Here is a 24,670-nt window from a genome sequence, read left to right as displayed (position 1 = left end):
ACGAGCGCGTCCGGAGTTACGGGACGGTCTAGAGGTCGAAGTACAGCTCGAACTCGTGCGGGTGCGGGCGCAGCTGGATCGGGGCGATCTCGTTCGTGCGCTTGTAGTCGATCCACGTCTCGATCAGGTCGGGGGTGAAGACACCGCCGGCCAGGAGGTACTCGTGGTCCGCCTCGAGGGCGTCGAGGACCGCGGGGAGCGAGGTCGGGACCTGCTGGACGTTCGCGTGCTCCTCGGGAGCCAGCTCGTACAGGTCCTTGTCGATCGGCTCGGCCGGCTCGATCTTGTTCTTGACGCCGTCGAGGCCGGCCATCAGGAGCGCCGAGAAGGCGAGGTACGGGTTCGAGGACGGGTCCGGCGCGCGGAACTCGACGCGCTTGGCCTTCGGGTTCGAGCCCGTGATCGGGATACGCATGGCCGCGGAGCGGTTGCGCTGCGAGTACACCATGTTGACCGGCGCCTCGAAGCCCGGGACCAGGCGGTGGTACGAGTTCACCGTCGGGTTCGTGAAGGCGAGGAGCGACGGGGCGTGCTTGAGGATGCCGCCGATGTAGTACCGGGCGGTGTCCGAGAGGCCCGCGTAGCCCTGCTCGTCGTAGAAGAGCGGCTCGCCACCGGCCCACAGGGACTGGTGGACGTGCATGCCCGAGCCGTTGTCACCGAAGATCGGCTTCGGCATGAAGGTCGCGGTCTTGCCGTTGCGCCAGGCGACGTTCTTCACGATGTACTTGAAGAGCATCAGGTCGTCGGCCGCGGCGAGCAGCGTGTTGAACTTGTAGTTGATCTCGGCCTGGCCCGCGGTGCCGACCTCGTGGTGCTGGCGCTCGACCTGCAGGCCGTTCTTGTCCAGCTCCAGGGAGATCTCGGCGCGCAGGTCGGCGAAGTGGTCGACCGGCGGGGTCGGGAAGTAGCCGCCCTTGTAGCGGACCTTGTAGCCACGGTTGTTCTCGGCGGCGCCGGTGTTCCAGGCGCCCGCCTCGGAGTCGATCTCGTACATCGAGCGGTTGGCCGTCGTCTCGAAGCGCACCGAGTCGAAGACGTAGAACTCGGCCTCGGGGCCGAAGAACGCGGTGTCGGCGATGCCGGTGGAGGCCAGGTACGCCTCGGCCTTCTTCGCCACGTTGCGCGGGTCACGGCTGTACTGCTCGCCCGTGATCGGGTCGTGGATGAAGAAGTTGACGTTCAGCGTCTTGTCGCGGCGGAAGGGGTCCACGCGGGCGGTGGTGAGGTCCGCGCGCAGCGCCATGTCGGACTCGTGGATGGCCTGGAAGCCGCGGATCGACGAGCCGTCGAAGGCCAGCTCTTCCGTGGGGTCGAACGCCGCAGCCGGCACCGTGAAGTGCTGCATCACACCCGGCAGGTCGCAGAAGCGAACGTCGACGAACTTGACGTCCTCGTCCGCGATGAATTTCTTGGCGTCATCGGCGTTCTGGAACATCCAACTCCTCCTACTCCCACCCAGGGAGGGGCGGGGTTGCAGCTCTTGGCAGCTCGATCGCGCGCGACCGGTGCGGCGGCACACGCTGGGGCCTGACGATATGCAGGCGTGATTTCTCAAGCATGACCCATTTGTTTCGCCCAAGTTAACCGGAGCAGGGGTCGGGACCGCATCAGGGGAGCGGCGCAGTACCGTTGACGCGTGGACAACAGGGAAGCAATGGGATCGTGGCTGTCCGGGCCTCGTGAGGCCATGGAACAGGCGGGCGCCGACTTCGGTTACCGCGGTGAACAGCTCGGTCTGCCCGAGCACGGACCCGGCTCCATCGCGCGCCCCGGCCGCCGTATCGGAGCCCTCGTCGTCGACTGGGCGCTGTGCATGCTGATCGCATACGGCCTGGTCACGCACGGCTACAACCAGGCGACGGGGAACTGGGCGCTGCTCATCTTCTTCGCACTCAGCGTGCTCACGGTCGGCACCATCGGCTGCACGCCCGGGAAGCGCCTCTTCGGCCTGCGGGTCGTCTCCGAGGCCGGCGGGCGCATCGGCTTCGGCCGGGTGCTCGCCCGCTCGGTGCTGCTGTGCGTCGCCGTCCCGGCGCTGATCTGGGACCGTGACGGCCGCGGCCTGCACGACCGCGTGGCGAAGTCGGTCGAGGTCCGCAGCTGACCGACCCGGAACGACAAGTGGCGGGCCGGAACCCGAGGGTTCCGGCCCGCCACATTTGCGTATGGAGAGCGTCAGCGGGTCCGGCCGCCGCCGCCCTTGGGCATCTTCATCCCCTTCGGCATCGGACCCTTCGGCAGCGGCATGTTCGACATGAGGTCGCCCATCGCCTTCAGCCGGTCGTTGGTCGCGGTCACCTGGGGGCCGGTCAGCACGCGCGGCAGCTTGAGCATCGTCGTGCGGAGCTTCTTCAGCGGAACCGTTCCCTCGGGTCCCTGGCTCGTGCCCACCACGAAGTCGTGGACCGGGACGTCGGAGACGATGCGGGCCATCTTCTTCTTCTCGGCCGCGAGGAGCGACTTCACCCGGTTCGGGTTGCCCTCCGCGACGAGCACGATGCCGGCCTTGCCGACCGCGCGGTGCACCACGTCCTGGCTGCGGTTCATGGAGACCGCGGGGGTCGTCGTCCAGCCACGTCCGATGTTGTCGAGCACGGCCGCGGCCGCGCCGGGCTGTCCCTCCATCTGCCCGAAGGCGGCCTTCTCGGCTCGGCGCCCGAAGATGATCGCCATCGCGAGGAAAGCGAGCAGGAGGCCGAGAATTCCGAGGTAGATGGGGTGACCGAGCAAGAAGCCGATCGCGAGGAGGACACCGAAGGTGACGATTCCCACAGCCGCGAGAACGAGACCGATCTTGGTGTCGACCCTGCGGGTCATCTTGTAGGTCTGAGCGATCTGCTTGAGCCGCCCGGTGTTAGCAGCGTCCGCTGCAGTTTCCTTCCTCGCCATGTCCTGAAGTCTACGTGGCCAAGGGGGCGGGAAGAACCCGCACCTGCACCCGGTTCGTTCAGACCCGTGCGGCGGCCGCCTCCAGGACGCGCTGCGCCTCGACCCGGTCCTTGGCACGGCGGCGGTCCTCCAGGACCGAGGTCCAGGCATTGCGGCGAGCGGTGCGCTGGCCGCCGCTCATGAGCAGCGACTCCACGGCGCGCAGGGCGTCGGTGACGGTCGGGATGGCGGTGGCGCGGACGGGCGCGGCCTGCATGGTTGAGGTCCCCCCTCGAAGGGTGATCACGGCTGTTGCACGGGGTGTACGGGGCGTGATTCCAGAGTCACTGATTGGTGTTACCAGGGCGTGACCGGACGGTCAAACACCAATGAAGCCTTGACGCTCGCGCCGCAAACGCAGACGCGGCCCTGACGGTGCCCCCCAACTGCGGGGATCGTCAGGACCGCGTCATACCGGCCACTACCGATCAGTAGCCTCTTGTGCGTGAATTCACACAGTCTGCGGGGCGGTGGCGGAGCCGCGCCGCTCCTTGGCCATCTGGAACAGCCGGCCCGCGCGGTACGAGGAACGGACCAGCGGGCCCGACATGACACCGGAGAAACCGATCTGCTCGGCCTCCTGCTGCAGCTCCACGAACTCGGCCGGCTTGACCCAGCGCTCCACGGGGTGGTGCCGCACCGAGGGGCGCAGGTACTGCGTGATGGTGACCAGCTCGCAGCCGGCGTCGTGCAGCTGGCGCAGCGCCTCGCTGATCTCCTCGCGGGTCTCGCCCATGCCGAGGATCAGGTTCGACTTGGTGACCAGGCCGAAGTCACGGGCCTCGGTGATGACCTTCAGCGAACGCTCGTAGCGGAAGCCCGGACGGATCCGCTTGAAGATCCGCGGGACCGTCTCGACGTTGTGCGCGAAGACCTCGGGGCGGGAGGAGAAGACCTCGGCCAGCTGCTCCGGGTTCGCGTTGAAGTCGGGGGCGAGGAGCTCGACCTTGGTGCGGCCCTCCGCGCGGTTGGTGGTCTGGCGGTGGATCTGGCGGACCGTCTCCGCGTACAGCCACGCGCCGCCGTCCGCCAGGTCGTCGCGGGCGACGCCGGTGATCGTGGCGTAGTTCAGGTCCATCGTGACGACGGACTCGCCGACGCGGCGCGGCTCGTCACGGTCGAGCGGCTCGGGCTTGCCCGTGTCGATCTGGCAGAAGTCGCAGCGCCGGGTGCACTGGTCACCGCCGATGAGGAAGGTGGCCTCGCGGTCCTCCCAGCATTCGTAGATGTTGGGGCAGCCCGCCTCCTGGCAGACCGTGTGCAGGCCCTCGGACTTCACGAGGTTCTGCATCTTCGTGTATTCGGGACCCATTTTCGCCCGGGTCTTGATCCACTCGGGCTTGCGCTCGATGGGGGTCTGAGCGTTACGGACCTCCAGGCGCAGCATCTTGCGTCCGTCGGGTGCGACTGCGGACACGACCGGCTCCCTAAAGCTTTGATTCCTCGGCGTACATCAGGGTACGCCCGTGATGTTCATGGCCCTTACGGGTGGCCAACCGGCGGCCTGCGGGGTGCATTCCCCGTATGGGCTATACCGAGGCCTTCGCCGTTTTCTCGATGGCGCGCGGCTTGAGGTCCGCGTTCCCCAGGACGGACCGCAGATGCCTCTCTGCGATCGGCAGCACCTCGTCCATCGTGACCTCGCGCCCGAGCTCGTACGAGAGGGAGGTCACGCCCGCGTCGCGGATGCCGCACGGGATGATCTTGTCGAAGTTCGAGGTGTCCGGGTTCACGTTCAGCGCGAAGCCGTGCATCGTGACGCCCTTGGCGACGCGGATGCCCATGGCGCAGATCTTGCGGTCCTCGTGCCGCTGGCCCGCGTTCGACGGCGCGTACTCGGCGCCGACGAGACGGTGGTCGAACTCCTCGTCCTCACTGCTGAGGCGGGGGTCGAAGTCCAGCGACAGGCCGCTGCTCTCCCTGCGGGTCGTGCGCTGCTCGATCGGGTCGCCGAGCACCCATACCCCGGCCCGGCCCTCAATGCGCGCCGCCTCGATGCCGAACTCGGCGCAGACCGCGATCATCGCGTCCTCCAGGCGGCGCAGATGCGCGACCACGTCCACGGGACGGGGGAGCTTCTGGATCGGGTAACCGACGAGCTGGCCGGGGCCGTGCCAAGTGATCTTGCCGCCGCGGTCCACGTCGATGACGGGGGTGCCGTCGAGCGGGCGCTCCTCGGGGGCGGTGCGGCGGCCGGCCGTATAGACGGGCGGGTGCTCCAGGAGCAGACAGGTGTCGGGCACCTCGTCGGCAAAGCGAGCGGCGTGCACACGGCGCTGCTCGTCCCAGGCGACCTGGTAATCGACCATGTCCGCACCGAAACCCATGCGGACGAACCGGAACTCACTCACGGCAAGTGCCTCCCTAAGAACCTTCACCGTGCATATAACGCGCCCGGAGCAACTCTACGGCTCCCGGATCGCGGCTCAGCCGTCCACCCCTCGCGCGGTTTGTCACACGATCGGATGAAGGAGGGGTTCGACTCGGCTGATTGGGGGACGCCGTGTGCGCTGCGTGATAATTTCGGCGCCGTCCGTGAGCGAGAGCCGGTCACGGCGTACGCCGTTCCATGAGGGAGCAGCGACTAGAGGGGGGCACTCGATGGCCCCCCTTTACCGCTTCCAAGGGCCCGGAAGGCAAACGCACAGCATGACGGAACGACCTCCGCAGCGCACCCCGAACCGCCAGCTCGCCGCGCTCATCGCGGAGGCCGGTTTCTCCAACGCGGGCCTCGCGCGCCGCGTGGACCAGCTAGGGCTCGAACACGGGCTTGACCTGCGGTACGACAAGACATCCGTGACCCGGTGGCTGCGCGGACAGCAGCCCAGAGGGACAACGCCCGCGCTCATCGCCGAGGTGTTCACACGCCGCCTCGGCCGCCGCCTCTCCGCACAGGACCTCGGGCTCGACGCGTGTGCGCCCGTCTACGCGGGTCTTGAGTTCGCGGGATCGCCCGAGGAGGCCGTCGACATCGTCAGCGGCCTGTGGCGCAAGGACTCCGGCAGCCATGCCGAACTCCGCAAGATCGCCTTCACCCCGGCCGGGCTCGTCGTGCCCAGCCGCGACTGGCTGATCGGCCGCGCCGACGACCGGGTGGCCCACGGCGAGCAGCTGCCGCGGGTGCCGGTGCAGGGGCGGCCCGGCGCGGTGCTGGAGGCGGTGGGCGCCGCCGTGCCGCGACAGCGGGGGCAGACCGAGCGCGGGCCCGGACACCGGGTGACGAGCGGGGACATCGCGGCGCTGCGCTCCGTGGGCGAGCTGTTCCGCGCGCTCGACCACGCGTACGGGGGCGGGCACGCGCGCCAGGCCCTCGTCCGGTACCTGGAGCACGAGGCCGAGCCGATGCTGCGCGGGGCGTACGGGGAGCAGCACGGGCGGCGACTGTTCTGCGCCGTCGCCGATCTGACCCGGCTCGCGGGCTGGACCTCGTACGACATCGCGGCGCACGGTCTTGCCCAGCGGTACTTCGTGCAGGCGCTGCGTCTTTCGCAGGCCGCGGGGGACCGGATGTACGGGTCGTACGTGCTGGTCACGATGAGCCGGCAGGCCGTCTATCTCGGGCACGGCCGGGAGGCGGTGCAGCTCGCGCGGGTCGCACAGCAGGGCGTGGGGGCTTCGGCGCCGCCCGCGGTGCAGGCGCTGCTGCACGCCGTGGAGGCGCGCGGGCACGGGGTGCTCGGCGAGGTGCGGGCGTGCACGGCGTCGCTGGTGCGGGCCGAGCGGGCGCTCGGGGCGGTGCGGCCCGGGGACGAGGTGCCGCCGTGGGCGCGGTTCTTCGACGAGGCGCAGTTGGCGGACGAGTTCGGGCACTGCCACCGGGACCTGCAGCAGTACCGGGCCGCGGCGCAGCATGCGGAGCGGTCCCTGCAGTTGCGGGCGCCGGGGTTCGCGCGCAGCCGGTTGTTCTGCCGGGTGGTGCTGGCCTCGGCGCGGCTCGGGCTCGGGGAGCTGGACTCGGCGTGCGCGCTCGGGGCGGAGGCGGCGTCCGCCGCGGCCGAGATGCGCTCGGTGCGGGCGCACGAGTACGTGCGGGAGTTCGAGCGGCGGCTGGAGCCGTACCGCGACGCGGGGCCCGTCCGGGGGTACCGGGAGCGGGTCGCGGCGCTGGGGTGAGGCTCGGCGTCTGGTGCGCCCGCCCCCGGAGTTGGGCCACGGAGGCGGGCGCGGTATGGAGGGTTACGCGGCGTTGGTGATCGGGGGCGCCGTGGGTTCGGGAATGCCCAGGTCCGTCAGGAGCGCGCGGGTCGCCCGGCGGGCCGAGTGGAGGGCGCCCTGCACCGTGCCGGCGTCCCGGTGGTCCCCGCACACGTACAGGCCGTCGAGGAGGCGGACCGGGCGGCGCGGGTCGTGCGGGGGCGGCATCGCCGGTACGGCGTGGGCGTCGTGGTGCACGGCCAGGGTTTCCCAGTCGGCGGTCGACGTGCCGTAGAGGGTGCCGAGTTGGGTGCGGAGTTCGCGGTCCGTGGGCGGTGGGCCGAGGACCGTCGAGGAGACCAGGGCGCGGCCCGCGGGGGCTCTCGTGGGGTCCACCTGGCTGATCACCGACGTGTGCGCGACCGGGCCGAGCCGGTCCGCGTCGAGCAGCAGCGCGGGTTCGGTGAGCGGCGGCTCGGGCATGGCGTGGTGCACGACCGTGACCTCGTGGAAGCCGGGGACGCGCAGGCCCGGGAGGAGTGCGGCGGCGTCGTGCGCGCCGGTCGCCAACACCACGGCGCGGCACGGGAGTCGGCCGAGTTCGGTGGTCGTGACCGAGGTCGTGGCGACCGCGGTGGTCCGTACGCCGGTGTGCACCGTGCCGGGCGGCAGGCCCGCGGCGAGCAGCTCCGGCAGCGCGTCGGCGCCGCCCTCCGGCACGGCGAGCCAGCCCGCCGCGTACGCGTGCAGGGCGAGGTCGGCGCAGCGGCTGGAGGTACCGAGGTCCGGGTCGCAGAGCAGGGCCGAGAGCAGGGGGCGTACGAAGCCGTGGAGGGTCGAGGGCGGCAGGCCCCGGCTCAAGAGGGCCTGGGCGGCGGGGAGTTCGGGGCGGGTGAGGAGGCGGGACGGTTCCGTCGTCGCGAGCCGGGCCAGAGTCGCACCGAGGCGCGCGTGGTCGAGCGGACTGCCAAGGGTGGGGCGCGTGCCGCGCCGACTCCGAGGGGCGCTCGCCAGGGCGCGTGCCGCATCGAGTGCGCCCCTCGTGCGCCGGGAGCCGGTGGGTTCGCCCGCCCGGTGGCGCAGCCCCTCGCTGTGCACGAGCGCGCCGGGGGAGAAGCGGCGCAGGCGGAGGGGAGCGAGGGCGGGGTCGCGGCGCAGTTCGGGGTACGAGGTGCACAGTGGCCGGCCGGTCCGGTCGAGGCGGAAGCCGTCGACCTTCTCGGTGGACATGCGGCCCCCGATGGCTGTGGTGGCCTCCAGGACCAGTGGGTGCAGTCCCGCCCTGGTCAGGTGCCGGGCCGCCGCGAGTCCCGCGACCCCGGCGCCCACGACGACGATGGCTCCCGGGCTTACGTCTCCAGGGTCCAGCACGGTGTGCCTCCGGCGGGTCGGGTGGCTGGCGTCCGGGGGCTCGTGCCCTCAATGTGCCCTCGGGATACCTGAGTTCGCGGCCCAGGGAACTAGAGAGTAGGCGCGGTGCGTGCGCCGGGCAGTCGCGCGTGGGGGCGGCACGGGAGCACGACGGCGCACGGCCACGCGCCTCCCCGTGGGGGCGCATCCCGCGGTTGCCCGACACGGCCCCGCCGTCGGGCTTCCCGGCTCCGTGCCACGAGGCCACGCCCCGGCCCCCGTCGCCGGTTACCCAGCGGTCCCCGCCTTCAGGTGGCGCAGGCCGCGGATCGCCAGGGACGCGGGGGAGTTGGGGCCGGAGGTGGGGGCGTCCGTCGTGGCCCAGAGCTCAAGGGCCACCCGGATCGCGTCGGTCGCCGCGGCGGCCGTCAGGCGGGTCTCCAGGGGGTCCGCGTCGGGGCCCGCGAGGTGTGTCACCACCGCGAGCAGCTGCTCCTCCGACTCCTGGTTGACCCGGTACCAGACCGCGCGCAGGGCCGGGTCGTCCTGGGCCGCACGCAGCAGGGTCCGGGTGCCAAGCAGCGCCTCCTCCGCCGCCTCGTCCGGGGGCGAGAGCGTCGCCGCCGCGGCCGATTCGAGGGCCTGCGGCAGCGGCGTGCCCGGCTTCGTCGCGGCCAGCAGCGCGCGCCAGCGGTCGCCACCCGACGCGAGCAGCGGCCCCACGGCGTCCTGCTTGTTGCGGAAGTAGCGGTAGAAGGTGCGCAGCGCGACCCCGGCGCCGCGCGCGATCTCCTCGGCCGTGGTGCCGTCGGGGCCCTTCTCGGTGAACAGCTCCATCGCCGCGCGGGCGATGTCGAGCTGGGTCGCCGCTTTGCGGCGTTCGGTCAGCGAGGGCTGCGCAGGCGACGGAGGGGGAGTTCTGGGCTCGTTCACCTGACGAAGCGTAACCGCACCGGGAATGAAATGGCACGAAACGCCGTTATGGCAAAACGTGCCACCGAAGCGTACGGTGAGCAGCGTGCGAGGACGCACACAGGAACGTAAGGAGTCGCCATGAACCGCCTGAATCGCTACGAAGGACGCCGTGCACTGATCACCGGTGGCGGATCCGGCATCGGCCAGGCCACGGTGCTGCGCATGCTGGCGGAGGGCGGCCGGGTCGTCGCGGCCGATGTCAGCGAGGCCGGCCTCCAGGACACCGTGAGCAAGGCCGGCGCCGACGCCGAGCGCCTCACCACGGTCGTCGTGAACATCGCCGACGAGGCGTCCGTGCGCGACGCCGTCGCCGGGGCCGTGCGGGCGCTGGGCGGCCTGGACGTACTCGTCAACGCCGCCGGCATCCTGCGCTCCTCGCACACCGAGAAGACGACGCTCGCCGAGTTCAACCAGGTGCTCGCGGTCAACCTCACCGGTACCTTCCTGATGATCCGCGAGGCGATACCGGCGCTTCTCCAGGGCGAGGACTCCGCCGTCGTCAACTTCAGCTCGACGTCCGCGCAGTTCGCCCACCCGTACATGGCGGCGTACGCGGCGAGCAAGGGCGGCGTCCAGTCCATGACGCACGCGCTGGCCGCCGAGTACAGCAAGCAGGGCATCCGGTTCACCGCCGTGCAGCCCGGCTCCATCGCGTCCGGCATGACCGACGGCTCCGGGATGAGCAAGCAGAGCCAGGGCCCCGGCCTGCCCGAGGACACCGACTGGAGCCTCTTCGCGAAGCTGTCGCCCTCGCTGGGTGACGGATTCGCCGGGCCCGAGGCCGTGGCCGGGGTCGTCGCGATGCTCGCGTCGCAAGACGGGAAGTTCATCACCGGTACGGAGATCCGTATCGACGGCGGCACCCACTACTGAGCCGCTACACGGATACGCGGAAGCGGTGCCGGTACGCCGTCGGCGTCGTGTCGAGCTGGCGGCGAAAGGCCCGCACCAGCGTGTCCGTCGTGCCGAAACCGCAGGTGGAGGCGATCCGGTCGAGCGTGTCGTCGGTGGATTCCAGCCGCTGACGGGCCCGCTCGACGCGCGCCGACTCGACGTACGCGCTCGGTGTCGTGCCCAGTTCGGACTTGAAGATCCGGGTGAGCTGGCGCTCGCTGACGTGGGCGTGCGCAGCGAGCTCCGCGACGGTGAGCGGTCCGCCGAGACTCCGGGTGATGTGCTGGCGCAGGTCCTCCACGCGCCGCGTCGTGGAGGCCTGCGCCAGCGGCACGCTGAACTGGCTCTGGCCGCTCGGCCGCTTCAGGTACATCACCAGCTGCCGCGCCACCCGCAGCGCCGTCGGCTCGCCGAGGTCGTCGGCGACCAGGGCGAGGGACAGGTCGAGGCAGGAGCTGATCCCGGCGCCCGTCCAGATGTCTCCCTCGCGGATGAAGATCGGGTCGGGGTCGACGTCGATCTCCGGGTGCTCGTCCGCCAGTTGGCGCGCGGTCGACCAGTGGGTGGTGGCGCGCTTGCCGTCGAGCAGTCCGGCCGCCGCGAGCAGATGCGCCCCGACGCAGACCGACGCGACCCGGCGGGCCCGCCCGGCGAGCGTCCGCACCCGGTCGACCACGGCGGGCTCCGCCAGGGCGCGCACCCCGCGCTCCGCGTCGGCCTCGACCGAGCCCGGCACCAGGAGGGTGTCGATGCCCAGGCGGGCCGCGTCGTCGAAGGTGACGTCGGGCAGGACGCGTACGCCCGCGGACGTGGTGACGGGGTCCGGGGTCTCGGCGGCGAGGAGCACCCGGTAGGTGGCGTCGGGGTCCTTCGCCTCCCGCCTGACCAGCGCGAACACCTCGGGTGGGCCCGTGACGTCGAGCAGGTCGACGCCCTCGAAGAGCACGATGACGACGAGTCGTTCGGTGGCGCTCCCGCCGCTCACGGTGGGCCCCTCTCCCTGGGCGTGTCCGAATCTGCATGTTAGCCGTCATTGCCGACATGGCGGCGCCGCTCGTAGCGTTCCAGGCATGCCAACAACCACTCTTCGCACCCTCAACGGCCTCGACGAGACGCCCGCCTCGCTCGCCGACGCGACGCTGATCCTGGTCGACTACCAGAACACCTACACCCGCGGCGTGATGGAGCTGGAGGGCTGGCGGACCGCCCTCGACAACGCCGCCGCACTCCTCGCCCGCGCCCGCGCGGCGGGCTCGACGATCGTCCACGTCCAGCACGACGGCGGCGAGGGCTCCGCGTACGACATCCGCGCCGAGATCGGGGAGATCCACCCCGACGTGGCACCCGTCGAGGGCGAGGCCGTGGTGGTCAAGCCCGCCCCGGACTCCTTCGTCGGCACCGACCTGGGCGAGCGCGTCGACGCCGCGGGCCACAAGGACGTCATCGTGATCGGGTTCATGTCGCACATGTGCGTGCAGTTCACCGCGCAGGGCGCGTTCCTGCGCGGCAACAGGCCCACCGTCGTCGCCGACGCCTGCGCGACGCGCCCCCTGACCTCGGTCGGCGGCGTCGAACTGCCCGCCGAGCAGGTGCACCTCGGGGCGCTGGCGACGATCACCGACCTGTACGGAGTGGTCGTCCCGACGGGGAAGTCGCTGAGCTGACCCCGTACGGCTACGAGGAGATGAGCGCCCCGGTGTCCACGGCCGCCGTCGCCGACGCCGCCCGCTGCGCGTCGGGCGACACCTCGTCCACCGTCAGCACGTAGCCCGTCCCGTCGTCCGTCGTGGACCGGGCGAACACCACCCCGTACACCTCGCCGTCCGTGTCGAGGAGCGGGCCGCCGGAGTTGCCGGGCAGGACCGTGGAGCGGATCGAGTAGATGTCGCGCGTGACGTTGCCCGAGCCGTAGATGTTCTGGCCCGCCGCCTTGATCGTGTCGTCGACGGTGGCGGCCTGGAGGTCGAGGCCGCCGTCCTGCGGGTAGCCCGCGACCACGGCGGCGTCGCCGCGCTCGGCCGAGTCGTCGAAGCGCAGCGACGGGGCGTCGAGCCCGGGGACGTAGAGGACCGCCACGTCCTTGTCGGGGTCGAAGAGGACGACCTTCGCCTCGTACGCGTGGCCCGTGCCGCCCACCCGGACCGTCGGGTCGTCGATGCCCGCGACCACGTGGGCGTTGGTCATGACGTGCTCGGAGCTGTACACGAAGCCACTGCCCTCGCGGCCCTGGGTGCCCGACGCGCCCTGCACCTTCACGCTGCTGCGCTGGGCGGCGGCGGTCGCCTTGGCGGTGACGTTGTCCCCGGAGGGCTTCGCCACCTTGGCGGGCGGCTCGCTCGCGAACGGGTCGAAGACCTGGGGGAAGCCCGCCGAGGTGAGCGCGCCCGTGGCCTGTGAGAACCAGGACGGGGTCGTCGACGGCATGGTGTGCTGCACCGCGCCGAGCACCGAGGAGTTCCGGATCGCCTGGTTGAGGACCGTGGAGGAGGAGGCGACGAGGACGCTGCCCGCCACCCACGCCACCACCAGGGCGGCCACCGCGGTCGCCGCGCCGCCGCCCACCCCGTCGGCCACGCGCAGCGGACCCGGCGCGTGCGACATGCCGCCGCGCACCCGCGCCGCGAGCAGCCCGGCGAGACCGTGCCCGGCGACCGCCGGTACGAGCACCGTGAGGACGGCGACGATCGTGGCCGATGTGGTGCCCGGCGTGACCGTCTCCATCAGGTACGGCAGCAGCCAGACGCCGACGGCCGCACCGCCCACGAACCCGGCCAGCGAGACGCAGCCCGCGAGCAGTCCGCGCCGGTAGCCGGACACGGCGTAGGCGAGGGCCACCACGAGCAGCAGCACGTCGAGTATGTGGAGGTCCATACCGGTAAGAAACGCCCGGGTGCCCCCGATGGTTCCACCACCTGGCCCACTGTGGCTGACCGCACAGGGCGCGCCGGGCTGAGGGTGGGAGGCGTGCACGTCGTACGGAGAAAGTTGCGCTGGCTGCCCGGAGCCCTGGCCCTCGGGCTCCTTCTGCTGTGTGCCGCGACGGTCGACCGGCCCGGGCCCGCGCGTTTCGCGGCCACGGCCCGCGGCGAGCTGCCGGCCTCCGCGGCACCGGTGAAGCGGGTCGCGGCCGTGGGCGGCCGGGTACCGGCGGCGCGCCCACGGATCGTGCCGCGCGGCAGGTGGCTCGCGGGAGCGGAGACGTACCACCGCGACCCGGTCCGCTACGGCGACCGCGTCAAGGCCGTCTTCCTGCACCACACCGACTCGCCGAACGACTACGACTGCGCGGACGCGCCGCGCATCATCCGCTACCTGTACGCGGGTCAGGCGGGCGGCGGCGCATCGGGCGGCAAGGAGTGGGACGACATCGGCTACAACTTCCTCGTCGACCGCTGCGGAACGGTCTACGAGGGGCGTGCGGGCGGCATCGGCCGGCCCGTCATCGGCGCCCACGCGCAGGGCTTCAACCGGAACACGGCGGGGATCGCCGCGATCGGCACGTTCACCGAGGGCACCCCGGTGCCGAAGGCGATGACCGACGCGATCGCCGCCGTCGCCGCCTGGAAGCTGGGCCTGTCCGGGATCGACCCGCGCTCGCACGTACGCCTGGTGTCCAGCAACGACCTGGCCCGTTTCAGAGCGGGCACGGCCCACGAATTCTCCGCGGTGTCCGGGCACCGCGACGGCTACGAGACGTTCTGCCCCGGCCTCGCCCTGATGGGGAAGCTGCCCGAGATCAGGGAACGGGCCGCGGCGCTCCAGAACCGCCGATAGCGCCCCGGCCCCGACCCGGGCCCGCCCCGGGCGCTACGCGGGCTTGAGCGTGCCGCCGCCCTCCAGCTGGTACTTCTTCCCGTGCAGGTCCGGGCTCGACGCCGTGTCGTACGTCACCGTGTGACCGTTGCCCACGATCACGTCGGAGACCTTCGCGCCGTCCGCCAGCTTCAGGCCCTTCAGCGCCGAGTCCCCGGACACGGACCACTGCGTCTTGGGGCCGAGCGTCAGCGACGCCGCTCCCACGATCTTTCCGTCCAGATCGGCGGAGCCGGTCAGATCGAGGGCGGCGGATGAGCCCTTGCCCACGGCCACGCTGCCCTTCAGCTTCTCGCCGTCCGCCGTGAACGTCGCCCTGCCCTTGTCCGTGACCCGCAGCAGCTTTCCGTCCTTCGTCTTCACGTCGGCGCCACCGCTCAACTCGATGTCGGCGTCGGCCTGTTGGACCGAGAAGATGTCACCGTCGGAGGCCTGGACCGCCCCGCCGGTCATCCGGAACGAGGTCTCGCCGTCGCCGCGCAGCACCACACCGCCCGCCGCGGCGGACGCCCGGACGTCCTTCAGGGACAGCGAACCCCCGGCCTCCACGGTGAACGCCTCCGAGTTGGCCAGGTCGAACAGCGTCTGCGACAAGGACACGTCGCCCGCCGTCTGCACGCCAGGCGACCCGCAGCCCGCCGAGGTCATCGTGCCGCCGGACACCGTGACCTTCCCGCCGCCGGGCCCCACGGCCACCGGCGCCGCCTGCGCGGCCGCCGTGTCGATCTCCACGTACGTCAGGTCGAGCGCGCCGCCGTGCGTCGCCGTGACCCCGCGCGCGGAGGTGCCCTTCGTCCTGATGCCGCCCGAGCTGAGCGTGGCCTTCGCGTCCTCGCCCGAGGCGAACACCCCGGTCGCACCCTTGCCCTGGGTGGACATCCGGCCGCCGGACATCGTGAGCGTGCCCCCGTCGCGGGCGAGCGCGGCGGCGTTGAGGCCGTGCCCGTCGGACGCGGTGACCGACGAGGTGCCGCCATGCTTGATGATCTTCGCGTCGCGCGTCGTCAGCTTCCCCGAACCCGACACGAGCAGCGCCGACTTGTCGCCCGTCGTCGTCTTGAACTCCTTCTGGGCCTTCGCCTTCACCGTCTTGTCGGTGACCGTGTACCCGGCCTTCGCGCGCGGCTCCGCGTCCGGGCCCTTGTCGTCGGCCGAGCGGTCCGTGACACAGCGGGCGCCGCTCGCCGTCGCGGCGGGCGAGGCGGCGGGCGGCGGATTGGTCGCCCCGTCGTCGTCGGAACAGGCGGACAGCGTGGAAACGGCGAGCGGCAGCAGCAGTACGGAGGCGGTGGCCGCGGCTCGGCGGTGTCCCTGCCGGCGCGGGAGTCCCGGGTTCTTCATGCGCCTACGTTCACACCTCACGCCTCGCGAGGCACGTCCGGGGTCCGCGTGGCGTCAGGAGCGGACACGAGCGGGGCGAAGACGAGCAGCGTCAGATCGTCCCTGACGGCTCCGGCGAACCGGATGACGTCCCGCCACACCGCGTCCGTGAGCCCGGCCGGATCCTCGCCCGCGAACTGCGGAAGCCGGTCGGCGAGTGGATAGAACTCCCCGTCCCGGTTCCGCGCCTCCGTCACCCCGTCCGACGGCGCGATCAGCCGGTCCCCGGGCCGCAGCTCGACCGTGAGCCGCTCGGGCGGCGCGGCCTCCGCGAGGCCGAGGCCGAGCGGCGCACCCGACGGCACGTCCAGCTCGGTCACCCGCCCGTCGCGCAGCAGCAGCGGGTGCGGATGACCGCAGCTGATGAGGCGTACGACGGGGGCTTCGCCGGGGGCGGGGTCGGGGAATTCGAGCAGCACCGCCGTCGCGAACAGCTCCGCGTGCTCGTCCTCCGCCGTGTCCACCACGAGCCGCCGGTCGAGGCGCGCCGCCACGCCCTCCAGGTCCGGCTGGTCGAGGACCGCCTCCCGGAACGCGCCGAGCAGCCCCGCGACCGTGCCCACCGCCGACAGACCATGTCCCTGTACGTCGCCGACGACCGCCCGCACGCCGGTCGGGCTCTTGCGCACGTCGAAGAGGTCGCCGCCGACCAGGGCGCCGCGGTGCGCCGCCCGGTACAGGCCCGCGCAGCACACGGCCCCGACCCGCTCGGGCAGCGGCGGCAGCACCGCGAACTGGGCGGCCTCCGCGACCGTGCGCACCGTGACCAGCTGCTTGTCCCTGCGTCTGCGGACCAGGGCGATCGCCGTGCTGAGCACGGCGACGAGACCCACCGTCAGCACGTCACTGTCGCCGGGGCGCCCGAAGCCGGTGCGGGGCAGTTCGAGGAGCAGGATGACGAAGCCGCCGTAGAGGGCCGTGGCCACGGGACCGTACGACAGCGCGGCGAGCGGCGGGATGGCCGCGAGCGGGAACGCGAGCTCGAACCGGTATCCCGTGGGGGCCTGGAGCGCGTACAGGACCACGAGCAGCCCGATCGGCAGCCACCGCACCCAGCGCGGCGGCGGCGCACCGCGCAGCCAGGCGCGCTCCGCCTCGTCTCTGCGGCGCGCCGCGGGCCAGGTCATGCGGGCTTCGGCTCCCTTCGCGACGGAGGCGTTGGAGGTGTGGGAGGTGTCACCTCACCCTGCTACGAGTCGCCGCCCGTCGCACGCCGTGACCGCGCCGCCGCCGGGCGGCCTACAGGGGCTGTCCCATCAGCACGTCGTCCACGTACGCCCCGTCGAGCAGGAACTCCTCGGGCAGCACGCCCTCGACCACGAAGCCCTCCGCCTCGTACAGCTTCCGTGCCGGGGTGTTGTGGCCGAGGACGCGCAGCGTGATCCGGCGCGCGCCCTGCCGCCGCGCCAGTTCGATCGCGCCCCGCACGAGGGCCCGGCCCGCGCCTCGTCCGCGGGCGGCGTCGGCGACCGCGAGCCCCATGATCTGCCGTACGTGCGCGTTCGTCTCCAGGGGTGTGGGGAGGCCGAGGCGGATGTATCCCACGAGCCGGCCGTCGAGCTCGGCGACAAGGTGGTCGCGCGGGCCGAAGCGCTCGTTGAAGAACGGCGAAGGCCCCGGGTCGAGCGCCGTCACCGCGTGCAGATACGACCAGGTCTCCCGGTCGAGACGGCCGAGCGCCGCCGCGTCCTCGGGGACGGCGAAACGTATGTGGGCCTCGGAGCCCTCGGGGGCTGACATGCGGCCGACTGTACGACGGGCAGGATGGGCCCATGACACGTTTCGTGGTGGCGGGCGCCTCAGGACTCATCGGCTCGGCCCTGGTCCGGTCCCTGACGGACGACGGGCACGACGTGGTGCGCCTGGTGCGGCGCGCCCCACGGGCGCCGGACGAGGCGCGCTGGGACCGGAAGGAGGGTTACGTCGACACGTCCCGGCTCTCCGGCTGCGAGGCGATCGTCAACCTCGCGGGGGCCGGGGTCGGCGACCACCGGTGGACGGCCGCGTACAAGCGGGAGATCCGCGACAGCCGGGTCCTCGGCACGCAGACGCTCGCGCGGGCGGCCGCCGGGCTCGGCACGCCGCCGCGCGTCCTGCTCAACGGCAGCGCGGTCGGCTACTACGGCGACACGGGCGCCCGCACGGTCGACGAATCGGCTCCGGCGGGCGACGGCTTCCTGCCCTCGCTCTGCGTCGAGTGGGAGGCGGCGGCCGCGCCCGCGCACCAGGCGGGCATCCGTACGGTGTTCGCCCGCACCGGCCTCGTCGTCGCGCGCGGCGGAGGAGCCTGGGGCAAGCTCTTCCCGCTGTTCAGGGCGGGGCTCGGCGGGCGTCTTGGGGACGGCCGGCAGTACTGGTCGTACATCGCGCTCGCCGACCACGTGGCGGCGCTGCGGCACCTTCTGGACACGGACGAGCTGGCCGGTCCGGTGAACCTGACGGCGCCCCAGCCGGCGACGAACCGGGAGGTGACGGCGGCGATGGGGCGTGTCCTGCGGAGGCCTGCGGTGCTGCCCGTTCCGTCCTTCGCCCTCCGCGTGGCCCTCGGGGAGATGGCGGGGGACGTTCTCGGGTCGACCCGGGCGGTGCCCACGCGGCTGCTGGAATCGGGGTTCGAGTTCGCGCACCCGGGAGTGGACCAGGCGATCCGGGCGGCACAATCAAGCCCCTGCGGCGATTGAGCAGGCCCGTCCGGCAGGACTGTCGGGAATGGCCCCGCCCCGGTGCCGCGGCTACCCGAACCGCGCCGTGAGGCGGGGATACGTCCGGGCCATCAACCCGTCGTCCTCGAAGTCCAGAGGCGTGCCCTCCGGCTCCGGTGGGGCGGGGGAGAGGCCCAGGTCCGGGGCGACCACCCCCGTCAGCTGTTCGTACGCCTCGTCCGCCGCGTAACCGATCTCCTCGCCGTCCCCGTCGACCTCGTCGTCGAAGTCGTCCAGGAGTTCCGCCAGCGAGTCCGGATCGTGCAGCGCACCTTCGAACATCTCCCGGCCCTGGCCGATCAGCCAGCAGCGGAAGTAGTCGAAGGCGTCGTCGCTCGCCCCGTCGAGCAGCACCCACGCCGCGCCCCAAAGGTCCCAGCGGTACGCCCGGTTGTACCGGGACTCGAAGTGTCGGGCGAAGTCGAGCACGAAGTCCGGATCGGACCGCAGCAGCCGCTCGACGAGCAGCTCGGCGTGATCCTCGGGGTCGCCACCCGCGGCCTCACGCGTACTGTCCACGATCTCCCAGAACTCGGTCTCGTCCATCACGGGACCAGCATCGGCCCTGTACCGATGGGGCGCACGCCGAGCGCGGGAGCTGCTCCACTTCGTTATGCATGCACATGCCCACGGCACGCCCGGGGCGACCCGCTCGCGGCCCGGCACCGTCAGCCGTACCACCCCCGCATGCGCCGCGCGGCCTGCGTGAACCGCTCCCGCAGCGCCGCCGGAGCCACCACCTCCGCCTCCGGACCGAGCGCCATGAGCTGCGTGTACGCCACGTCCTCCGACTCGACCGGCAGTGTCACCGCGATCCGCCCGTCGGCGTCCGCGTCCCCCGCCGACTCCACGGCCTCGCGCGCGGACGCCGGATCGGTGGCGTACGGAAGTTGACGTACCCCGGAGGGCGTGAGCCGCACGACGACCTCCGCCCGCAGCAGTGCCCGTACGAACTGCGCCGACCGCTCCTCCCAGAACGCGGGCAGGTCGAACGCGTCCTCCCCCTCGCCCCGCCCGAACCGCTCCTCGCCCGGCTCCACGGCCGTGAACCGGTCGACCCGGTACACCCGGAAGGTGTCCGCCCCGCGCACCGCGGCCGCCAGGTACCAGACGCCCGCCTTGAGCACGAGCCCGTACGGCTCCAACTCCCGCTCCACGTCCTCCGCCTGCCCGAGCGATGTGCGGCGGTAGCGGACCCGCACCACCCGGTCCTCCCACACCGCCTCCGCGATCGCGGGCAGCAGCTCGGGCGTCTGCGGCTCCTGGAACCAGCCCGGCGCGTCCAGATGGAAGCGCTGCGCCGCCGTCCGCGGCGCGTCCCGCAAGGAGGGCAGCAGGGCGGCCGACACCTTCAGATGCGCCGCCGACGCCGCGTCCTCAAGGCCCATCTCGCGCAGCGCCCCCGGCACCCCCGACAGGAACAGCGCCTCCGCCTCGCCGCGCGCGAGCCCCGTGAGCCGCGTCCGGTACCCGCCGATCAGCCGGTACCCACCGGCCCGCCCCCGGTCCGCGTACACCGGAACCCCGGCCTCCGACAGTGCCTGCGCGTCCCGCGTCACCGTCCGCTCGGACACCTCGAGCTCGCGCGCCAGCTCGGCCGCGGTCATGGACGGCCGGGACTGGAGCAACAGCACCATCTTGATCAGGCGGGCAGCACGCATACGGTCATCATGAACCGCTCCACTGACAACGGGACCCGCTCAAGCAGCTCACGCCGCGAAGCGCATCACCGAGAACGCCGCGCCCTGCGGGTCCGCGAGCATCGCGAACCGGCCCGGCTCGATCGTCGTCGGTGCCACCAGGACCCGCCCCGACAGCTCCGTGCAGCGCTCGGCCACCGCGTCCGGATCGTCCACGGCCACGTACAGATTCCAGTACGAGGGCACCTCGGGCGGGAACTGTCCGGTCGACATGTCGACCATGCTGCCGAAGGGCTCGTCGGCGACGCTCCACTCCGTGTGGCCGCCGTCGCGCCGCGCGCCCCAGCCGAGCACCGACTGGTAGAAGTCCACCGCGCCCGCCCCGTCCCGTGTGAGCAGCTCGAACCAGCAGAAGCTGCTCGGCACGTTCACCACCTCGAACCCGGCGCGCCCCTGCGGCTCCCACAGGCCGAACGCCGCGCCCGCCGGATCCTGGCAGACCGCGAGCCTGCCCTCCGCGGGGACGCCGATCGGTCCGGAGACGACCCGGCCGCCGTTGCCGCTCACGCGCGCGGTGACCGCGTCGATGCCGCCGGACTGGAAGTACGGCAGCCAGGCGGCGGGCTGTCCGGGGCGCAGCACCGGGCCGACCCCGGCCACCTTCGGTCCGTCCGGGCTGTCGAGCGCGAACGTGCCGTGGCCGCCGACCGTGGGGTCGTCGGACGACCGGGTGCGCCAGCCGAACAGGGCCTCGTAGAAGTACCGGGCCGCCTCCGGGTCGGGCGTCGACAGATCGGCCCAGCAGGGAGCGGAGGGGGACTTGGAGATCTTCACGGAACTGCGCCTCCCGCGGACGGCCTTCGCGACGACGCGTCCATTCACGCACGCGTGCCCCGTCCCGGCAATCGGGACGGGGCACGCACACGTACCTCTCAGCAGGCCTTACAGGCCGTAGCGCTCGCGCGCCTCCTTCACGGCCGTCGCCTTGACCTCGCCGCGGCGGGCGAGCTGGGCGAGGGACGCGACGACGATCGACTCCGCGTCGACACCGAAGTGGCGGCGGGCGTCCTCGCGGGTGTCGGAGAGGCCGAAGCCGTCCGCGCCGAGCGAGGTGTAGTCCTGCTCGATCCACTGCGCGATCTGGTCGGGGACCTGGCGCATGTAGTCGGAGACGGCGAGCACCGGGCCCTCGGCGCCGGCCAGCGCCTGGCGGACGAACGGCACCCGCTCCTCGCCGTTCAGCAGCGCCTCGTCGGCCTCGAGGGCGTCGCGGCGCAGCTCGGTCCACGACGTCGCGGACCACACGTCGGCGGCCACACCGAAGTCCTCGGCGAGCAACTGCTGCGCCTTGAGCGTCCAGTGGATCGCCGTGCCGGAGCCGATGAGGTTGATGCGCGGGGCGTTCGCCGCCGCCACGTCCACACCGGCGGTCTCCGCCGTGTTGAAGCGGTACAGGCCCTTGATGATGGCCTCGTCGAGACCGTCCACGGCCGGCTTGGCCGGCTGCGGCATCGGCTCGTTGTAGACCGTCAGGTAGTAGAAGACGTCCTGGTCCTCGCCCGGCTTGGCCTCGCCGTACATGCGGCGCAGACCGTCCTTCATGATGGCGCTGATCTCGTACGCGAACGCCGGGTCGTACGTCACGGCCGCCGGGTTGGTGGCCGCGATCATCGGCGAGTGGCCGTCCGCGTGCTGCAGGCCCTCACCGGTGAGCGTCGTACGGCCTGCCGTGGCGCCGATGACGAAGCCGCGGCCCATCTGGTCGCCGAGCTGCCAGAACTGGTCGCCGGTGCGCTGCCAGCCGAACATCGAGTAGAAGATGTACAGCGGGATCATCTGCTCGCCGTGCGTCGAGTACGACGTGGCGGCGGCGATGAAGTCGGCGAGCGAACCGGCCTCGTTGATCCCCTCGTTGAGGATCTGGCCGGACTCGGACTCCTTGTAGTACATGAGCTGGTCGCGGTCGACCGGGTCGTACGTCTGGCCCTTGGGCGAGTACAGACCCAGCGACGGGAACAGCGACTCCATGCCGAAGGTGCGCGCCTCGTCGGGAATGATCGGCACCCAGCGCTTGCCGGACGTCTTGTCCCGTACGAGGTCCTTCAGCAGGCGTACGAGCGCCATCGTCGAGGCGACCGACTGCGTGCCGGAGCCCTTGTCGAACGAGGCGAACGCCTTGTCCGCGGGCGCGGGCAGCGGCGCGAGCGGCTGCGTACGGCGGGCCGGGGCGGGACCGTCGAGGGCGGCGCGACGCTCGGCGAGGTAGCGCAGCTCGGGGGAGTCGTCGGCGGGACGCGCGTACGGGACGACGCCGTCCTCGAAGTGGCTGTCCGGGATCGGCAGGTCAAGGAGGTCACGCATGCCCTTGAACTCGTCGATCGTCAGCTTCTTCATCTGGTGGTTGGCGTTCTTGGACTCGAAGCCCTTACCGAGCGTGAAGCCCTTCACCGTCTGGGTGAGGATCACGGTCGGCTTGCCCTTGTGCTCGACGGCCGCCTTGTACGCCGCGTACACCTTGCGGGGCTCGTGGCCGCCGCGCGAGGTGTGGAAGCACTCGGAGATCTTGTCGTCGGACAGCACCTTGGCGAGCTCGATGAGCGCCGGGTCCGTGCCGAAGAAGTTCTCGCGGATGTAGGCGACGTCGCGGGTCTGGTACGTCTGGAACTGGGCGTCCGGGACCTCGCGCAGGCGGCGCAGCAGGGCGCCGGTGGTGTCGAGCTGGAAGAGCTCGTCCCAGGCGTTGCCCCACATGGACTTGATGACGTTCCAGCCGGAGCCGAGGAACTGGGCCTCGAGCTCCTGCACCACGCGGAAGTTCGGGCGGACCGGGCCGTCCAGGCGCTGCAGGTTGCAGTTGATGACGAAGGTCAGGTTGTCCAGACCCTCGCGGGCGGCGAGCGTGAGCGCCGAGGTCGACTCGGGCTCGTCCATCTCGCCGTCGCCGAGGAACGCCCAGACGTGCGAGTTCGACGTGTCCTTGATGTTCCGCGCGGTCAGGTAGCGGTTGAACCGCGCCTGGTAGATCGCGGACAGCGGGCCGAGGCCCATGGACACCGTCGGGAACTCCCACAGCCAGGGCAGGCGGCGCGGGTGCGGGTACGACGGCAGACCGTTGCCCCCCGCCTCGCGGCGGAAGTTGTCGAGCTGCTGCTCGCTGAGGCGGCCGTCGAGGAAGGCGCGGGCGTAGATGCCCGGGGAGGCGTGGCCCTGGATGTAGAGCTGGTCGCCCGAGCCGTCGCCCTCCTTGCCGCGGAAGAAGTGGTTGAAGCCGGTCTCGTACAGCCAGGCGGCCGAGGCGAACGTGGCGATGTGGCCGCCGACGCCGTGCTTCGAGCCACGGGTCACCATCGCGGCCGCGTTCCAGCGGTTGTACGCGGTGATCTTGGCTTCCATCTCCTCGTCGCCCGGGAACTCCGGCTCGGCGGCGGTGGGGATGGAGTTGAGGTAGTCCGTCTCAAGAAGCTTCGGCAGCGCCAGGCCGCCCGCTTCGGCGCCTTCCAGCGTGCGCCGCATGAGGTACGCGGCGCGGTGCGGCCCGGCCGCCTGGGTAACGGCGTCCAGGGAGGCCCGCCATTCGGCGGTCTCCTCGGGGTCACGGTCCGGGAGCTGGTCGAGCTCGCTCGGCTGGATGCGCATGGGGTCGGTCATAGTCGCCGCACGCCTTCCTGAGTCGAAGGGGGTGGGGTGGGGGTGCCCTTTGTCTTTGGCAGGACAGGGCGAGGTCCGGGTGGGGACCCATCCGGGACTGTAACTCGCTGATCGATGATCGATCAAAGGATTCACCCGCAAAACCTCTTCAGATCGAGAAAGTCGGCACAGGGTGTCGCCGGATTTCGTCGATCAGGGCACGGAGTGCCTGGTCAGAGCTGCGGACCGTGACGCCTCATGCGCGGGGCGCACACCCCAGGACGTGGGCCTTCACGAGGGCCGCGATCTCCGGGTCACGCCGCCGGAACGCGGCGACGAGATCGGCGTGCTCCTCCGCGTACGACTGCTGCACGGTGCCCAGCCAGCGGATGGACAGCGCGGTGAAGACCTCGATACCGAGCCCCTCCCACGTGTGCAGAAGCACCGAATTGTCCGCCGCCCGCACCAGCGCGCGGTGAAAGGCGACCGTGTGCCGCACCTGGGCGGTCCCGTCGGCCTCCTGGTCCGCCCTGTACAGCGCCTCCACGTGGGGCTCAAGGGCCGAGCAGTCGTCGGCCAGCCTGGCGGCCGCCAGCTCCGCCGCGATGGCCTCCAGGCCCGCCCTGACCGGGTAGGACTCCTCCAGGTCCGCCGCGGAGAGGTTCCGTACCCGCACGCCCTTGTTCGGCGCCGACTCGATGAGCCGCAGTGATTCCAGCTCCCGCAGCGCCTCCCGCACCGGGGTCTGCGAGACCTCCAGCTCGGTCGCGATCCGGCGCTCCACGATGCGCTCGCCCGGCTTCCAGCGGCCGCTGACGATCCCCTCGACGATGTGCTCGCGGATCTGATCGCGAAGCGAGTGGACGACGGGCGCGGTCATGGGGGCTCCTTGGCAGGGTGGACCCGGTGGGTCGGCGGGGACCCTTAGACAATAAGGCCGCTGCCCTGGCCGGACGGGGTACGGCCGCGCATGCGACGGGTGATGCCGGTTACAGAGAGCGTTTGTCGGGGGCGGGCTACAGAGGGGGTGCCCGCCGGAGCGTTCGGCTACGCACGCGCGCGTACGACGGCGCCGTCCACCAGGCGGTGGTCGTAGGAGAGGGTCACGTAGGTCATGTCACGCACCGCGATGGTGTCGCCGAGCTCGGGGTCGGAGATGACGACCGGGCGCTTGACGGTGGCGCCGATGCCCAGGATGGCGACCTGGTTCGGCGGGACGATGAC

Annotated in this window: 23 protein-coding genes and 1 pseudogene; 6 read left to right on the top strand and 18 right to left on the bottom strand. The window is 71.8% G+C overall.

All coding sequences use genetic code 11. The annotated features are described in order from the left end of the window. Positions 1–28: 28 nt before the first annotated feature. Positions 29–1,438: a type I glutamate--ammonia ligase gene (glnA, locus tag OKJ99_RS37420; protein ID WP_326022851.1), complete on the bottom strand. Its 1,410-nt coding sequence runs from the start codon at positions 1,436–1,438 to the stop codon at positions 29–31. 201 nt (positions 1,439–1,639) lie between these two features. Here glnA and OKJ99_RS37415 point away from each other — a divergent pair, with 201 nt between their 5' ends. Beyond that, positions 1,640–2,107: an RDD family protein gene (locus tag OKJ99_RS37415; protein ID WP_326022849.1), complete on the top strand. Its 468-nt coding sequence runs from the start codon at positions 1,640–1,642 to the stop codon at positions 2,105–2,107. 71 nt (positions 2,108–2,178) lie between these two features. Here OKJ99_RS37415 and OKJ99_RS37410 read toward each other — a convergent pair whose 3' ends face one another. The 4 genes from OKJ99_RS37410 to lipB all read right to left on the bottom strand — a co-directional run bounded on the left by OKJ99_RS37410 (position 2,179) and on the right by lipB (position 5,282). Continuing rightward, positions 2,179–2,892, bottom strand: a complete 714-nt coding sequence (locus OKJ99_RS37410) for a DUF4191 domain-containing protein (protein WP_326022848.1) — start codon at positions 2,890–2,892, stop codon at positions 2,179–2,181. 58 nt (positions 2,893–2,950) lie between these two features. Continuing rightward, positions 2,951–3,148 (bottom strand): SCO2195 family GlnR-regulated protein, encoded by a 198-nt coding sequence (locus tag OKJ99_RS37405; protein WP_326022847.1) that lies wholly within the window; start codon positions 3,146–3,148, stop codon positions 2,951–2,953. Between the two features lie 234 nt (positions 3,149–3,382). Then, positions 3,383–4,348, bottom strand: coding sequence for a lipoyl synthase (gene lipA, locus OKJ99_RS37400; RefSeq protein ID WP_326022846.1), 966 nt, complete (start codon positions 4,346–4,348; stop codon positions 3,383–3,385). Between the two features lie 112 nt (positions 4,349–4,460). Next, the gene (gene lipB / locus OKJ99_RS37395; protein WP_326022845.1) at positions 4,461–5,282 is read right to left on the bottom strand and encodes a lipoyl(octanoyl) transferase LipB; all 822 of its coding nucleotides are present in this window, start codon (positions 5,280–5,282) and stop codon (positions 4,461–4,463) included. 298 nt (positions 5,283–5,580) lie between these two features. Here lipB and OKJ99_RS37390 point away from each other — a divergent pair, with 298 nt between their 5' ends. Beyond that, on the top strand, positions 5,581–7,044 hold the full coding sequence (locus OKJ99_RS37390; protein ID WP_326022844.1) for a regulator: 1,464 nt from the start codon (positions 5,581–5,583) through the stop codon (positions 7,042–7,044). Positions 7,045–7,107: 63 nt separating this feature from the next. Here the strand turns inward: OKJ99_RS37390 and OKJ99_RS37385 are convergent, their stop codons facing one another. Together OKJ99_RS37385 and OKJ99_RS37380 are read right to left on the bottom strand one after the other, a co-directional pair. Beyond that, on the bottom strand, positions 7,108–8,436 hold the full coding sequence (locus OKJ99_RS37385) for an FAD-dependent oxidoreductase (protein ID WP_326022843.1): 1,329 nt from the start codon (positions 8,434–8,436) through the stop codon (positions 7,108–7,110). 267 nt (positions 8,437–8,703) lie between these two features. Then, positions 8,704–9,348: a TetR/AcrR family transcriptional regulator gene (locus OKJ99_RS37380; protein WP_326022842.1), complete on the bottom strand. Its 645-nt coding sequence runs from the start codon at positions 9,346–9,348 to the stop codon at positions 8,704–8,706. Positions 9,349–9,468: 120 nt separating this feature from the next. Here OKJ99_RS37380 and OKJ99_RS37375 point away from each other — a divergent pair, with 120 nt between their 5' ends. Beyond that, on the top strand, positions 9,469–10,263 hold the full coding sequence (locus OKJ99_RS37375) for an SDR family NAD(P)-dependent oxidoreductase (RefSeq protein WP_326022841.1): 795 nt from the start codon (positions 9,469–9,471) through the stop codon (positions 10,261–10,263). 4 nt (positions 10,264–10,267) lie between these two features. Here the strand turns inward: OKJ99_RS37375 and OKJ99_RS37370 are convergent, their stop codons facing one another. After that, the gene (locus tag OKJ99_RS37370) at positions 10,268–11,269 is read right to left on the bottom strand and encodes a GlxA family transcriptional regulator (RefSeq protein ID WP_326022840.1); all 1,002 of its coding nucleotides are present in this window, start codon (positions 11,267–11,269) and stop codon (positions 10,268–10,270) included. 85 nt (positions 11,270–11,354) lie between these two features. Between OKJ99_RS37370 and OKJ99_RS37365 the strand changes: the two genes are divergently transcribed. Then, complete coding sequence (locus tag OKJ99_RS37365; RefSeq protein ID WP_326022839.1) at positions 11,355–11,948, top strand: cysteine hydrolase family protein; 594 nt, start codon at positions 11,355–11,357, stop codon at positions 11,946–11,948. Between the two features lie 10 nt (positions 11,949–11,958). Here the strand turns inward: OKJ99_RS37365 and OKJ99_RS37360 are convergent, their stop codons facing one another. After that, positions 11,959–13,155, bottom strand: a complete 1,197-nt coding sequence (locus OKJ99_RS37360) for a MarP family serine protease (RefSeq protein WP_326022838.1) — start codon at positions 13,153–13,155, stop codon at positions 11,959–11,961. Positions 13,156–13,248: 93 nt separating this feature from the next. On the opposite strand from OKJ99_RS37360, the gene OKJ99_RS37355 reads away from it, so the two are divergent. Beyond that, positions 13,249–14,058 (top strand): peptidoglycan recognition protein family protein, encoded by an 810-nt coding sequence (locus tag OKJ99_RS37355; protein ID WP_326022837.1) that lies wholly within the window; start codon positions 13,249–13,251, stop codon positions 14,056–14,058. 33 nt (positions 14,059–14,091) lie between these two features. On the opposite strand, the gene OKJ99_RS37350 is transcribed toward OKJ99_RS37355, so the two are convergent. The 3 genes from OKJ99_RS37350 to OKJ99_RS37340 form a co-directional block, all read right to left on the bottom strand. Further along, a complete protein-coding gene (locus OKJ99_RS37350) occupies positions 14,092–15,438 on the bottom strand; it encodes a hypothetical protein (protein ID WP_326022836.1) in 1,347 nt (448 codons plus the stop codon). 17 nt (positions 15,439–15,455) lie between these two features. Further along, on the bottom strand, positions 15,456–16,604 hold the full coding sequence (locus tag OKJ99_RS37345; protein WP_326022835.1) for a PP2C family protein-serine/threonine phosphatase: 1,149 nt from the start codon (positions 16,602–16,604) through the stop codon (positions 15,456–15,458). Between the two features lie 112 nt (positions 16,605–16,716). Next, positions 16,717–17,217, bottom strand: coding sequence for a GNAT family N-acetyltransferase (locus OKJ99_RS37340; protein WP_326022834.1), 501 nt, complete (start codon positions 17,215–17,217; stop codon positions 16,717–16,719). Between the two features lie 32 nt (positions 17,218–17,249). Between OKJ99_RS37340 and OKJ99_RS37335 the strand changes: the two genes are divergently transcribed. Beyond that, positions 17,250–18,158, top strand: coding sequence for a TIGR01777 family oxidoreductase (locus OKJ99_RS37335; RefSeq protein ID WP_326022832.1), 909 nt, complete (start codon positions 17,250–17,252; stop codon positions 18,156–18,158). Between the two features lie 51 nt (positions 18,159–18,209). On the opposite strand, the gene OKJ99_RS37330 is transcribed toward OKJ99_RS37335, so the two are convergent. The 6 genes and pseudogenes from OKJ99_RS37330 to OKJ99_RS37305 form a co-directional block, all read right to left on the bottom strand. Then, on the bottom strand, positions 18,210–18,725 hold the full coding sequence (locus OKJ99_RS37330; RefSeq protein ID WP_326022877.1) for a DUF4240 domain-containing protein: 516 nt from the start codon (positions 18,723–18,725) through the stop codon (positions 18,210–18,212). Between the two features lie 122 nt (positions 18,726–18,847). Further along, the gene (locus OKJ99_RS37325; protein WP_326022831.1) at positions 18,848–19,840 is read right to left on the bottom strand and encodes a helix-turn-helix transcriptional regulator; all 993 of its coding nucleotides are present in this window, start codon (positions 19,838–19,840) and stop codon (positions 18,848–18,850) included. 48 nt (positions 19,841–19,888) lie between these two features. Further along, positions 19,889–20,653, bottom strand: coding sequence for a VOC family protein (locus OKJ99_RS37320; protein WP_326022830.1), 765 nt, complete (start codon positions 20,651–20,653; stop codon positions 19,889–19,891). 108 nt (positions 20,654–20,761) lie between these two features. Beyond that, positions 20,762–23,467, bottom strand: coding sequence for a pyruvate dehydrogenase (acetyl-transferring), homodimeric type (gene aceE / locus OKJ99_RS37315; RefSeq protein ID WP_326022829.1), 2,706 nt, complete (start codon positions 23,465–23,467; stop codon positions 20,762–20,764). Between the two features lie 235 nt (positions 23,468–23,702). After that, positions 23,703–24,326: a GntR family transcriptional regulator gene (locus tag OKJ99_RS37310; RefSeq protein WP_326022828.1), complete on the bottom strand. Its 624-nt coding sequence runs from the start codon at positions 24,324–24,326 to the stop codon at positions 23,703–23,705. Positions 24,327–24,514: 188 nt separating this feature from the next. Further along, positions 24,515–24,670, bottom strand: a pseudogene (locus OKJ99_RS37305) (2-oxo acid dehydrogenase subunit E2); the annotation flags it as partial.

Source organism: Streptomyces endophyticus (genome assembly GCF_035798155.1).
Taxonomy (GTDB): Bacteria; Actinomycetota; Actinomycetes; order Streptomycetales; family Streptomycetaceae; genus Streptomyces; species Streptomyces endophyticus.
Note: the sequence above shows the minus strand (reverse complement) of the source record. Positions and strands in the feature narration are given on the sequence as shown.